The sequence below is a fragment of the Terriglobales bacterium genome (genome assembly GCA_035651995.1).
Taxonomy (GTDB): Bacteria; Acidobacteriota; Terriglobia; order Terriglobales; family Acidobacteriaceae; genus DASRER01.
The window spans coordinates 36,174-48,350 of sequence record DASRER010000027.1 but is presented as its reverse complement, the minus strand read 5'-3'; the positions used below and the strand labels follow the sequence as shown (position 1 = coordinate 48,350).

The following is a 12,177-nucleotide window of genomic DNA, read 5'->3' as shown; positions in this document are numbered from 1 at the left end:
TTGCCGCGCTGTGGTTGATTGACGGACGGACGGGCTCGTTTGCCGTGGCAGTTAAAATGTGCTGTTGGCCACCACGCGCATGCCGAAGAAGAAGGCCGCTACCGTCAAAGCCGCGAACGCTGCTGTTGCAGAGCCAGCTGCGCCGCCGGCCATGCCTGCCCGCCCGCTCGACAACAAGGCGGTGGCCAGCATCTTCCACGAAACCGCCGACCTGATGGAGATCAACGGCGACGACTCGTTCCGCATTCGCAGCTACCGGCGGGCGGCCGAGGCCATCGAGGCGCTGCCGCAGCCCATCTCCGATCTGATCAGCGATCCCAAGAAGCTGCTGGAGATTCCCGGGATCGGCAAGGGCATGTGCGGCCATCTGCAGGAAATCTTTCGTGACGGAAAATCGAGCCTGCACGCTTCCCTGCTGGACAAGTACCGGCCCAGCATGCTCGAGCTGCTGAAAATTTCCGGCCTCGGCCCGAAGACGATTGCCATGCTCTGGAGCGCGCACAAGATCTGCGACATCGAGGGCGTGGAAAAGCTCGCCCGCGAGGGCAAGCTGCGCGAGCTGCCGCGCATGGGCGAGAAACAAGAGCAGAAGATCCTGAAGGCGATCCAGGATTACCGGCGCATCGCCGGGCGCTACCTGCTCGACGAGGCCGACCGCACCGCCCAAAGGCTAATCGCGCAAATCGCAGGCATGCCGGGGGTGGAGAAGGTCACGCCCGCCGGCTCACTGCGCCGCGGCCGGGAGACCGTGGGCGACCTCGACGTGCTTGTCACCGGCCCGCTCGCCTCGAACGTCGCGCAGCGCGAGGCGGTGATTGACCGCATCCTCGCCATGCCGGGCATTCTCGACGTACTGCTGCGCGGCGAAAACAAAGTCAGCTTCCGCTTGCGTGGCGGCATGCAGGTTGACGTGCGCCTGCTTCCGCCCGAATCGTTCGGCGCGGCGCTCCAGTATTTCACCGGCTCCAAGCAGCACAACGTGGCGCTGCGCCAGCGCGCGCTCAAGATGGGCTACACGCTCAGCGAGTACGGACTCGACAAGCTGCCGCCCGGAGCCCCGAAAGACGCCGCAGTCAAGGAAAACGACGGCGACAACGGCGAGTCCAGGCGGAAACTGCCTCGCGGCAATCCCGCCCAGCGCGCCGCCGGCCGCACCGAAGAAGAGATCTACGCCAAGCTGGGACTCGACTACATTGCGCCCGAGCTGCGCGAGGCCACCGGCGAGATCGAAGCTGCTGCCGAGCATCGCCTGCCGCATCTGGTCACGCGGGGCGACATCCAGGGCGACGTGCACATGCACACCGTCGAGACCGACGGCCGCAACACGATCGAAGAAATGGCTGAGGCGGCCCGTGAGCGCGGTTACAAATACATCGCCATCACCGATCATTCGAAGAACCTGGCTTTCGCGAATGGCCTCGACGACAAGCGTGCCGAGCAGCACATCCAGCGCATCCGCGAGGCGGCGAAGAAGGTCAGCGGCATTACCGTCTTCGCCGGGATCGAGGTAGACATTCTTGCCGACGGCGCCCTCGACCTGTCCGATTCCGTGCTCGAGCAGATGGACGTGGTCATTGCCAGCGTGCACTCCATGTTTCAACAAGACCCGCAGCAGATGACCGACCGCCTGCTGCGCGCAATCAGCAACAAGAACGTGAGCATCATCGGGCATCCGACCGGACGCATTCTGCTGCGGCGCGACGGCTATGCCTATGACCTCGAGGCGGTGCTGAAGGCGGCGGCGCAGCACAAGGTCGCGATGGAGCAGAACGCGTATCCCGACCGGCTCGACTTGTGCGACCGGCACCTGCGGCTGGCGCGGGAGCGCGGCGTGAAAATCGTGATCAACACGGACTCCCACCATACCTCGCACATGGAGAAAATCAGCTACGGCATCCTGCAGGCACGGCGCGCGTGGCTCACGCCGGCCGACGTGCTGAACACGCGCTCGGCCGCTGATTTCGCCCGCGCCATGAAGCACCACTGGTAGGCGGCGAACAAGGCGCGGCGCCCCGTGTTCCGCGCCGTGTTCTTTGCGGCGCTAACGCGGGAACGGGCTGCCAGCACGGGCTGCGTAACGAGCATCTATTCAGGCACATCGGAGGACGACATGGCAGAACCGGCCAAGCAGAATCGAACCCCGGCGACGAAGCAGCCACCCAGGCAGGAGGCGCCGCCTCCCGACTTCGGCCACATTCCCATGACCGAGGAAATGGACCGCGCCAGGTGGACGCTGCCGCCGTTGCGGATCGTGGCGGTGGGCATCGGCATTTTCCTCATCCTGGTGGCCGTCGTGAGCTGGTTCACCCGCTACCAGCCGGTAGCTTCCGGCACGGTGGACCAGGTCTTCGCGGTGGAAACCGCCGACAAGGCAAACGTCCTCGCCGCCATCCAGGTGACGGTACGCAACGATTCGAAGAAGCTGCTGTACGTGAAGAACCTGAAAGCGACACTCAAGGCTGGCGGCAAGGAATCAACCGACGAGCCGGCCAGCGCCGTCGACTATGAGCGCTACTTCCAGGGTTTCCCCGACCTGCGCGCCCACGCCGGCGAGGCGCTGAAGCCGGAAACGCAGGTCCAACCGGGAAAAGCGGTGACCGGCACGATGATCGTTGCATTTCCCGTGAGTAAGCAGGACTTCGATGCCCGCCAGTCACTGACGGTCAGCGTGGAGCCGTATGATGAGCGGGCGATCAGCTTTGCCGAGAAAAAATGACCGCACCGCGCAGACCCGGAGGCGCGGAGCGAGAAGGCAAAGGAAAAAGTAAAAGGCACAGGCAAAACCGCGCTGTGAAGCGCTCCTTGCCTTGTGCCGTCGGTTTCTCCGCGCCTCAGCGGTCCGACGTTAATTCCTTCCCGTCTCAATCGGCGTTGGCGAACCCTTCGGCGTGCTCAGGTAGCCGGCGACCTTGTCCTTGTCGATGGTGAAGACCACGATCTCGTAGAGCTGGCGGTCGCGTCCTGAATAAAACTGGATCGGCTCGTTCAGGTTGCGGTCCTTCTTCTCAATGGTGCGATCGTCGGCCAGCACGTTCAAGGTGTACCTGCCCTTCTTTGGGTCGGTCTTCTTCAACTGCAGGCTGATGGTCCCGACCGGCGTGGCCGACTTGCTGTTCTTTGCCAGGTTGAACTCGTAGTAATTCCTGTCGCCCCGATGCTTCAAGATTTCCAGCTCGTCGCGCGTGTGGGCAATCAGGCCGCTCTGAATGCCGAGGTCGCCGATGGCGCGCTCCAGCTTCGCCTTCGCCGACTCCAGGTCGGCCTTGGTCGCAGCGACGTCGGTCTTCACATTGCCGACGTCCGTTTTCACGCCGGCCACTTCACCGGTCACGCTGCTCAACTGCTGCTTGGTCTCGGCTGAGAGGCGGCTCTCGGCCTCGCGCTGCTGCCGCTGGAGGGCGGCGGCGCGGCTGGCGAGGTCTTTCTGCGTCATGCCGATCTGCTCGGCCAGCGCCTGCGAGTCGGCCTTCAATTCGCTGCGGGTGGCGGTGACACGGTCGGCCAACGCCTTCACTTGCGCCTCGGTGGCGGCCTGCTGTTGCTGGGCTTTCTCCAGCGAGCTGCGCGTCTCAAACAACAGGTAGAGCGAGGCGGCTACATAGAGCACCCCCACCACCAGCAGCACCTTGCGCATGGCGCCGCCGCTTTCGGCCCGCGGCTCTTCTTCGTAAGAGACGGATTCCACGTTTGGTTCCTGGTCCATCTGGTTTTGCCTTCCTGTTGTGAGTTGCCGCTCATTGTTCAGCAGAAACGGCAGAGTGTCAATTTTCGCCGCCGGCCCAGGCAACGAGAGCGGGTTAAGGTCTTCGGGTCACAGACAGCGCTGGGCACCATTCGTATAATCAGAGCACCTGGACAAAGCCGCGGACCGCTCGGGACCGCGCCTGACGCGGCATTTCACGCGAGCGCGGGCCGCGCGTCGCTTCCTTTCGCGAGCAGCTTTGGGCCACTGAATTGCTCTTTGTTATGACACGAGATCGTTCCCCGGCGCGCATCTTGCAACCTGCCGCGCTCTGGTGGTCGAAGGAAATCAGCTGTTTACGCCCGGGCAGCACCGGCCCGGCAGCTGTGTTGGCCACGGAGTCGCGAGGCCATTTTGTATCATCCGCGTGCTCAGGTGTGGAGTGCGGGTGCTGCTAAGGAAAGACTGAGTTGATGAAGCGATTTTGTGTCGCGGTTGCGCTCGTCCTGGGTCTCGCAGTCGTCCTCGCCGCGCAGACGGCGCAGGCCCCTGTGGGCGTGCGGATCCTGGCGCCGCAGGCCGGTCAGAAGCTGACGCAGTCCGTCGTCGCCGTGCAGTATGTGTTGGCGAGCGCGGGCAGCACCGGCACGAGCACGCCGGAGTTCCAGCTTCGCCTCGATGAGCGCGATCCCATCATCACGCGTGACACGCGGTACGAATTCACCGGGCTCACCGCCGGCAATCACACGCTCGCCGTGGAAGTGGTGGACGCCAACCGCATCCCCGTGCAAGGTTCACGCGCTGAGGTCCAGTTCACCACCGCGCCCGATCAGCCCGAGCGCGCTTCTGCCCCGGCCAGCAGTGGCGGCCCGCCGAGCAACGTGCGGAACGCCAGCTCTCCTGCCGGCCCGCCTCAGCAGGACAACCTGCCCGGCGCGAGCAGCCCGCTACCGTTGATCTCCATCATCGGTTTTGGGGCGCTGGTTGGCGGCCTCGCCTCCGCCCTCAAAACGCGCTAAGCCCGCCGCGCGATCTGCCCGCCTGAGACCCTGAATTCCGCATCAAAACTCAGGTAGTCGAAGCCCGCATCGGGACTGACATGGAGATGCCTGCCCAGCTGCCGCCTGCCCCAGATCTCGCGCGCGAGTTGCGAACTCGCTTCTCTCGCCTTTCGTTTCGCCTCGCCCTGCCGTACTCGCTCATGACGATTGGCGTAATGCTGCTGCTATATGTAGCGGCCCAGTACGGAATCATGCTGCGCGAGCAGCACCGGCTGGCGCGCGAATGGCAGGAGCAGCAGCAATCCTCGGCCGCGACGAGTACAGCGATGCCCGTCGCCCGCGCGCTCACGCGGCTTTCCATCCCCAAGATCAACCTTGATGCGGTCGTCGTCGACGGCACATCACGCAAGCAGCTTCTCATCGGCCCCGGACACGTCTCTTCCACCGCCTGGCCCGGCGAGCCCGGCAATGCCGTCATCACCGCACATCGCGACACATTCTTTCGCCACATCTACGAGCTCGACCGCGGTGACGTCATCGAGCTGCGCCGCGGCGGCAACACGTACAAGTACGCCGTAACCGGCAAGCGGGTTGTTGATCCCGACGACGTCTCGGTGCTGAAGCCCACGCGTGATCCCGAGCTCACTTTGATCACCTGCTATCCCACGTACTACATCGGTCCGGCGCCCGAGCGCCTGGTGGTGCACTCGCGCCTGGTCAATGACGGGGCGCGCGCCAGCGACGTCCGCGGCGACGGCAATCCGTAAGCTCTCCCGACTCCGGCAAGCGGGTCCGCAGGCCGCGCCAGCACTTACAATCGCCTGAGGACGTTCGTGTGAAAGCTCACGACGTGGCCATCATCGGCGGCGGCATCATCGGACTCTCCCTGGCGCTTGAACTGCGCCGCCAGGGCGCGAGCGTGGTGCTGCTCGAGCGCGGCGAGCCCGGGCGCGAGTCTTCGCACGCCGCCGCCGGCATGCTCGCCTTCTGCGATCCGGAAACGCCGCCGGAAATGCAGGAAATCTGCTTCGCTTCGGCCCGCCTGTATCCCGGCTTTGTGCGTGAACTGGAAGACGAATCGGGACATCGCGTGGACTTCCGCCGCCAGGGCACGATTGCTTTCTTCCGCCACGGCGAACCGTCGCCGTGTGCGGCGCGCGAGCTTGCGGCCGACGAACTGCACAAGCTGGAGCCGCGCCTGGTGGCGACGTCCGGACCGGCCGTTTTTCTTGAAGAGCAGACGGTGGACAATCGCGCGCTCTCTTCGGCGGCTGCGGCAGCGGCGCGGCGCCGCGGCGTGGAGATTGCCTCCGGCGCCCAGGTCACGAGCGTCGAAGCGCAGGGCGGACGCGCAGCCGGCGTGCGCACCACGCGGGCGTTCTATGCCGCGCAATCGGTTGTGAACTGCGGCGGCGCGTGGGCAGGTCAGCTTGCGCCCATTGCATTTCCCACCTTGCCGAAGAAGGGCCAGATGCTCAGCGTGGCCGCGCCCGGCTTGCTCACGCATGCGATCCGCGGCGAAAACATCTATCTTGTGCCGCGCAGCGATGGCCGCGTGCTGATCGGCGCCACCGTGGAAGACGCCGGTTTCGACAAGCGCGTCGACCCCGCCGTCATCCAGCGCATGCACCAGTCCGCGGCCAACCTGGTTCCGTCGCTCGGCGAAGCGCGCATCCTGGAAGCGTGGGCGGGTCTGCGCCCCGGCACGCCTGATGGGCTGCCGATCCTGGGCGCCACATCGCTGCCCCGATATTTTGCCGCCACCGGCCACTTCCGCAACGGTATCCTGCTGGCGCCGGTCACGGCCCGGGTGCTGGCGCAAGTCATCGCCGGCACGCCCACGGAACTCGACATCACCGCGTTTTCTCCCGCGAGGTTTGCCTGCTGATGGCCACCGCCGAACAAGTCCGCGAGCACTACGATTCGCTGGCGCTCATCTACCGGACGTTCTGGGGCGACCACATCCATCACGGGCTGTTCCATACCGGCACGGAATCGCCGGAGCAGGCGCAGATCGCGCTGCTCGACCACTGCTGCGCGCTGCTCGACCTGTCCAAGGCAGAGCACGTGCTCGACGTCGGCTGCGGACACGGCGGCACGGCCGCCTACCTGGCGCAACGGTACGGCTGCCGCGTGCACGGGCTCACACTCAGCCAGAAACAGGCCAGCCTTGCCCGCGACAACGCCCGGCGCGCCGGGTTCGACTCGCTGTGCACTTTCGAAGTCGCCGACGCCGAGTCGTGGAGTTTTCCCCGCTCCGCCTTTGACCTGGTGTGGACGATGGAATCGAGCGAGCACTTCACCGGAAAGGCGGACTACTTTCGCAACGCCGCCGCAAGCCTTCGGCCGGGAGGCAGGCTGCTGCTGGCGGCCTGGACGGGAAACATGGACAGCCCGCGCGTGCGCGCCGTCGCCGAGGCTTTCCTCTGCCCCGAGCTGCTGACCTCGCAGCGGTACGAACTGCAAATCACCGACGCCGGACTGCGCCTGCTGCGCGTCGAAGACCTCACCGCGCGCGTCGTCCGGACGTGGGAGATCTGCCGGGAGCGCGCGCGCGCCGCCGCTGCCGTGGTGGCGCTGCTGCCGCGCAGCGTGCGTGATTTCGTCGCCGGAATTGACGTGATCCTTGATGCCTACCGCTCGGGCGACCTGAGCTACTCGCTCATTTGCGCCCGTCGCCCGTACGGCCAGGACACGCGATGAATCGTCCGCTCGGCATCACCCTGCTGGCGGTTCTGAACTTCGCTTCGGCGGCGGTGCAGATTGCCGCGGGCGTGCTGGTCTTCACCGGCCGGGTTAGCAATGCCATCACCGTGGGTACCGGCCTGGACTGGTTCCTGCACGGGCCGCTGGCGGGCCTGGCGGTGCTCCTGCTCGCGCTGATCCAGCTCCTCATCGGCATCGGCTTGTGGCGCCTGCGGAACTGGGCCCGGCGGCTGCTCGTCGTGATCCTTGGCCTCAACTGTGCCGGACTGGTGGTTGCCCTGTTCGCGGCCGGCCGCCTGCACGACTCAGTCGCCTTGATCGCGGTCGCGCTGCGGCTGGCCATCTCCGCCTTGCTGCTCTGGTACCTGTTGAGCCCGCCGGTGGCGCGTGCGTTCGCCTATCCACAGGCTGCGGAAGACTAGCTGCTTATACTGGTAACGATACGGAAGCCACTGTTGCAATGGTGGCGCGCCTGGCGCAAGGCGCAGCCCGCCTGCGTGCTGTTGTTTGCGTCACTTGCCGCCGCTGTCGGGTCTGTCCTCGCGGCTGGCGGTCGAGCCCGGTGCTCCGCGCTGGGTCCTGATCCAGGACAACGCCGTCAGCCATCCCGAGTAACCCTTCAACTTGCGCGTGGCAACTCAACCAGCTCCGAAACAGCGGCCCGGGCCAGCCAGCAATTGAAGCAATGGCAGCGGGCGCCGGATTCTTCCGAAACAACGTGTCCGCATTGCAGACACACAAACGTGCGTGGAAGGGCGAAGTTGCCGGCCATGTTGCGTGGCAGGCCGTCTTGCAGGCAATGCGGGCAGGTCGGCGTGTCCTTCATAAGGCTCCCAAAATTGACGTGCCCTAGCATCGCTCGGATTTTGAATTTGGTGTGGCGTCAACTTGCGCCTGAACAAATCAAGCCTGTGGAAGTCGCCCCCAGCTGCCGCTCCAGGTCTGGGGACCCATCCAACCCGCGCCGTCTCGACCCTGCGGCCAACAACCCGCCCGTGGCGGTTATACTGATTGGTTTGCTGTTGCTTTTTCGACCACTCTTTCACGGAGACCGTGCATGTCCACTGCCGCACTCGGCTACGCCCAGCAGAACCAGCAGCGCTTCCTGAGCGAGCTGAAAGACCTGCTTCGCATTCCCAGCGTCAGCACTCTGCCCCAGCACAAGAGCGACGTGGAACGCGCGGCGCACTTCATTGCCAGCGAACTCAAACGCATCGGGTTCGAGAACGTCGAGCTCATCCCCACCCAGGGCCACCCGCTCATCTACGCCGACTGGCTGCACGCCACCGGCAAGCCCACTGCGCTCTGCTATGCGCACTATGATGTCCAGCCGCCGGACCCGCTGAACGAATGGCTCACGCCGCCGTTCGAGCCCACCGAGCGCAACCAGAACCTCTACGCCCGCGGCGCGGTCGACGACAAGGGCCAGCTCTGGATGCAGCTCAAGGCCTTCGAGGCCCTCATGAAGGCCGACGGCAGGCTGCCCATCAACGTGAAGGTGCTCATCGAGGGCGAAGAGGAAGTGGGCGGCGAGTCCATCGCCGCGTACATTCCGCGCAACCGCGAGCGGCTGAAGGCCGACTTCGCCCTGGTCACCGACACCGAGCTGTTCGCGCCCAATCTGCCCACTCTGTGCGTCGGGCTGCGCGGCCTGGTCTACACCGAGATCGAGGCGCAAGGCCCGATGGTCGACCTGCACTCGGGCATGTACGGCGGCGCGGCGCCCAATCCGTTCTTCGCGCTGGTGGAGGTTATCAGCAAGCTGAAGGACTCGAAGGGCCGCATTCTGATTCCCGGCTTCTACAAAGGCGTGAAAAAGCCCGGCGCCGACGAACTGAAGGCGTGGAAGCGCCTGCCGTTCAATGAAAACCAGTATCGCAAGAAGGAGGTCGGCTCAACCGTGCTGACCGGCGAGCCCGGATACTCGGTGCTCTACCGCACCTGGGCGCGGCCCACGCTCGAGGTCCACGGCATGCCCGGCGGTTTCACCGGCGCCGGCGCCAAGACCGTTATCCCGGCGCGCGCCACGGCGAAGATCAGCATGCGCCTGGTGCCGGACCAGGACCCTGACGACATCCTGCGCAAGTACATCAAGTATGTGAAGAAGCTTACGCCAAAGGGCATCAGGCTCAACGTCAAGGTGCATAGCAAAGGCCCCGCCATCGTGGTGGGCACCGAGAATCGCTACGTGAGGGCCGCCAAGCAGGCGATGCACGAGGTGTTCAAGAAAGACACGGTCTTCATCCGCTCGGGCGGCTCGATCCCGGTGGTCTCCGACTTCGCCAACGTGCTCAGGATTCCATCCGTGATGATGGGCATGGGCCTGCCGGACGACAACCTGCACGCCCCCAACGAGAAGTTCCACATCCCGAACTTCTACCGCGGGATCGAGAGCATCATTCGCTTCTTCCACATCGTTGGAGAAGAGTAAGCTCCCTTCCGGGTCACCCTGGGCGAAACAGAAAAACCGGCGCAGGCCGGTTTTTCTGCCGGGTCGAGGGGCGCAGCAGGGCGCCAGGTCAACTGCTCAACTCGATTTCAACAAGAACAGGCGGCCCAGGGCCGCCTGCCACCAACCGGTGCTTGCCACCCGGTACCCGGTACTGCTCTTCGGCGCCGCTCTACTATTGCCCCGCCACGACTCTCGCCACCGCCAGCATCCCGATCGCCTGCGCCGTCGGATCAGCCAGCCGTTGGGCGCGGCTGAGGGCGGCGGGTGCGTCCACCTGGGCGGCGGCCTCGCTCACCTCTTCCACCACTGCCGCGGCATTGGTGTTGGTGGCGCGATCGCGCCAGTAGTCGTTCAGCGCTGAGAAGGCGATGTCGAAGTAATGCTCGGCCTGATTGCGGTTCCCTGCCGTTCCGCTGGCAAAGCCGTGGGCGGCGGCTTCCCGGGCCCGGCGCGAGGCGGGCAGCGCCTGCAGCGAGTCGGTCTGATCGCTGCCGGTCTTGTCCATGGCCTCGAGCACCGAGACGTTCTCCTCCTCGGGATGCTCGATCTCGCCCGCTTCACCCGCGTTGCGTACTACACCTTGGGCGACAACGTTCGACCGCAGGGCTTCCTCCAGCTTCTCTGCCCCGAGCAGCTGTTCCATGGCGCCCTTCATGATGCTGATCGCCAGGTTGCGGGGCCCGCCCTCGGGCACGCGTCCGAGCCACTCCAGCATGCGAAGGCCGGCCGCGCGGGCGGCCTCGAGGTCAACCTGCGGCGCCATCTCCGAGTACATGGCGGCAAAATTTGGCGCCTCCGATTGTGCCTTGGCGGCGTCCTTGGGCAGCGCCGAGAACATGCGTACGAACGCCGACTGCGACCAGGCCATCTTGGGCCCGGTGGCGTCCATGGCGGCCAGCAGCGCGCGCGCCGCCAGGATGTCCTGGCCGAGCGCTTCGTCGAGTTTGCCGCGGGCGTTTTCAAGCGCCGCCTTCGGACACAGTGTCACGGCGCTGATCAGCGCCTCTTCGCCTTCAGCCACAGCCGTGGCCGGCAGCGACTGAACAAAGTTCGCTGCCGCGGTGCAGGGTACGTGACCGGCAGAGAACATGGACACCGCCGGTTTCTGGCCGCTGCGAATCAGCTCCGACTCCAGCTGCACGCCTTCGCGAGAGAGGGTCCGGGCGATGTTGGCCGAGATCGGGCCAACCACCCCTACGGCCGAGTGCAAGACGCGGAGCCGGTCTTGCGGATCGGGCTGTGGCAACGCCACTGCCGTCCTGACTACGTCGAGTACGAATGCCGTGCGAGCGTCCTTTGGGCTGGCGGGCTTGCCGGTGCGAGCATCGGCGGCGACGGCGCCGGGCGCCAGCGCCGTCACAATCCACATCAGAACTGCTTTTTTCAATGCATCCCTCGTTTCCCAGAGTCGCGCTGGGCTGCCGGCCTCCACCTGCCGGCTCCTGAGTCGGGGCCTGCAGCCGGAGGCCGGCGCCTGAGTTACCAGTAGGTGAGCTTCACCTTGTCGAGCCATGTCGTGTAGGCCCTGTTCGTGGCATTGCCGTCCATCTGGAAGGCGACGTTGACTTCCTGCGCGCTGCTGGACCGCGGATAGTAGGTCCTGCCCAGGTAGTGCTTGACGCCGTCCATGGTCACGGTGACGAAGGCCATCCTGCCACTGGCCCGCCTGAACTCCAGCACCACGTGGTGCCACCGGTAAGCGCTGGGACGAGAGCAGCCCACGCTGGTGTGCACCCAATAACGGCCTGCCGCGTTGTAAACATCCCATTTGCGCGCAGCGATGTTGCACTGCGTGCCGAAGATGAACTTGCTTCCGCCAAACGACTGGTTCACGTCGAACTCCAGCGCCTGCGAGGCCGCCGGGTTCTTGATGTAGAAGTAGAGGTCGTAAACAAAGTTGCTAACGCCGCTGTTAGCGCCCAGCTGCTTCCACCAGAGCGCGTTGGCGAATCTGGAACTGCCTCCCAGATAGAACTGGGCCGAACGTCCGTCCATTGACGGGCTGCTTACGTTCAGCCTCAAGGAAAAGGGAGCAGTCGGCCCCGAGCCGTTCTTCCCGGCACAAGCGCCGCACGACTGCCATCCCGGCATTTGGTCGATGTTGGAGAAGGTTCTGGAGGCGGCGAACGCCACTGTCGTCGTCAAGATCGCGAGCGCCAGGAGCGCCAGGTTGCGAAACTTCATTCAGCAAAATCTCCACAAAGGATTTTTCCATCGCGCTCGCCACGTTCCCCGAACAGGCCAGCACTGACGGAACCGCAAGCCTAGGGACACATCTACTCCGGTTCAACGCAAAACTGTCGCCGCGCCGCGATTTTTGAAATTTGGAATTACAC

Annotated in this window: 11 protein-coding genes; 8 read left to right on the top strand and 3 right to left on the bottom strand. The window is 65.0% G+C overall.

All coding sequences use genetic code 11. The features are described from left to right. Positions 1 to 64 precede the first annotated feature (64 nt). Positions 65 to 1,990 carry a PHP domain-containing protein gene (locus VFA60_10015; protein HZQ92116.1) on the top strand — a complete coding sequence of 642 codons (1,926 nt, stop codon included), beginning with the start codon at positions 65 to 67 and terminating at the stop codon, positions 1,988 to 1,990. 120 nt (positions 1,991 to 2,110) lie between these two features. Further along, positions 2,111 to 2,716, top strand: coding sequence for a hypothetical protein (locus tag VFA60_10010; protein ID HZQ92115.1), 606 nt, complete (start codon positions 2,111 to 2,113; stop codon positions 2,714 to 2,716). A gap of 129 nt (positions 2,717 to 2,845) precedes the next feature. Here the strand turns inward: VFA60_10010 and VFA60_10005 are convergent, their stop codons facing one another. Next, a complete protein-coding gene (locus VFA60_10005; GenBank protein HZQ92114.1) occupies positions 2,846 to 3,703 on the bottom strand; it encodes a hypothetical protein in 858 nt (285 codons plus the stop codon). A gap of 452 nt (positions 3,704 to 4,155) precedes the next feature. On the opposite strand from VFA60_10005, the gene VFA60_10000 reads away from it, so the two are divergent. The 6 genes from VFA60_10000 to VFA60_09975 all read left to right on the top strand — a co-directional run bounded on the left by VFA60_10000 (position 4,156) and on the right by VFA60_09975 (position 9,820). Then, the gene (locus VFA60_10000; protein ID HZQ92113.1) at positions 4,156 to 4,701 is read left to right on the top strand and encodes a hypothetical protein; all 546 of its coding nucleotides are present in this window, start codon (positions 4,156 to 4,158) and stop codon (positions 4,699 to 4,701) included. 182 nt (positions 4,702 to 4,883) lie between these two features. After that, complete coding sequence (locus tag VFA60_09995; protein HZQ92112.1) at positions 4,884 to 5,450, top strand: class D sortase; 567 nt, start codon at positions 4,884 to 4,886, stop codon at positions 5,448 to 5,450. Positions 5,451 to 5,518: 68 nt separating this feature from the next. Beyond that, entirely contained in the window at positions 5,519 to 6,571 is a 1,053-nt protein-coding gene (gene thiO, locus VFA60_09990; GenBank protein ID HZQ92111.1) for a glycine oxidase ThiO, read from the top strand. Continuing rightward, on the top strand, positions 6,571 to 7,386 hold the full coding sequence (locus tag VFA60_09985; GenBank protein HZQ92110.1) for a class I SAM-dependent methyltransferase: 816 nt from the start codon (positions 6,571 to 6,573) through the stop codon (positions 7,384 to 7,386). The genes thiO and VFA60_09985 overlap by 1 nt, the downstream gene beginning before the upstream one ends. Continuing rightward, a complete protein-coding gene (locus VFA60_09980) occupies positions 7,383 to 7,811 on the top strand; it encodes a hypothetical protein (protein HZQ92109.1) in 429 nt (142 codons plus the stop codon). The genes VFA60_09985 and VFA60_09980 overlap by 4 nt, the downstream gene beginning before the upstream one ends. Positions 7,812 to 8,446: 635 nt before the next feature. Further along, positions 8,447 to 9,820: a dipeptidase gene (locus tag VFA60_09975; GenBank protein HZQ92108.1), complete on the top strand. Its 1,374-nt coding sequence runs from the start codon at positions 8,447 to 8,449 to the stop codon at positions 9,818 to 9,820. A gap of 193 nt (positions 9,821 to 10,013) precedes the next feature. On the opposite strand, the gene VFA60_09970 is transcribed toward VFA60_09975, so the two are convergent. Continuing rightward, complete coding sequence (locus VFA60_09970; GenBank protein ID HZQ92107.1) at positions 10,014 to 11,228, bottom strand: hypothetical protein; 1,215 nt, start codon at positions 11,226 to 11,228, stop codon at positions 10,014 to 10,016. Positions 11,229 to 11,320: 92 nt separating this feature from the next. Next, on the bottom strand, positions 11,321 to 11,836 hold the full coding sequence (locus tag VFA60_09965; GenBank protein HZQ92106.1) for a hypothetical protein: 516 nt from the start codon (positions 11,834 to 11,836) through the stop codon (positions 11,321 to 11,323). Between the last annotated feature and the right edge of the window lie 341 nt (positions 11,837 to 12,177).

Bases quoted from the DNA above. Each gene is read 5' to 3' on its own strand.
- VFA60_10010 (HZQ92115.1), top strand. From the start codon at position 2,111: ATGGCAGAACCGGCCAAGCAGAATCGAACCCCGGCGACGAAGCAGCCA.
- VFA60_10005 (HZQ92114.1), bottom strand. From the start codon at position 3,703: ATGGACCAGGAACCAAACGTGGAATCCGTCTCTTACGAAGAAGAGCCG.
- VFA60_10000 (HZQ92113.1), top strand. From the start codon at position 4,156: ATGAAGCGATTTTGTGTCGCGGTTGCGCTCGTCCTGGGTCTCGCAGTC.
- VFA60_09995 (HZQ92112.1), top strand. From the start codon at position 4,884: ATGACGATTGGCGTAATGCTGCTGCTATATGTAGCGGCCCAGTACGGA.
- VFA60_09985 (HZQ92110.1), top strand. From the start codon at position 6,571: ATGGCCACCGCCGAACAAGTCCGCGAGCACTACGATTCGCTGGCGCTC.
- VFA60_09980 (HZQ92109.1), top strand. From the start codon at position 7,383: ATGAATCGTCCGCTCGGCATCACCCTGCTGGCGGTTCTGAACTTCGCT.
- VFA60_09975 (HZQ92108.1), top strand. From the start codon at position 8,447: ATGTCCACTGCCGCACTCGGCTACGCCCAGCAGAACCAGCAGCGCTTC.
- VFA60_09965 (HZQ92106.1), bottom strand. From the start codon at position 11,836: ATGGACGGACGTTCGGCCCAGTTCTATCTGGGAGGCAGTTCCAGATTC.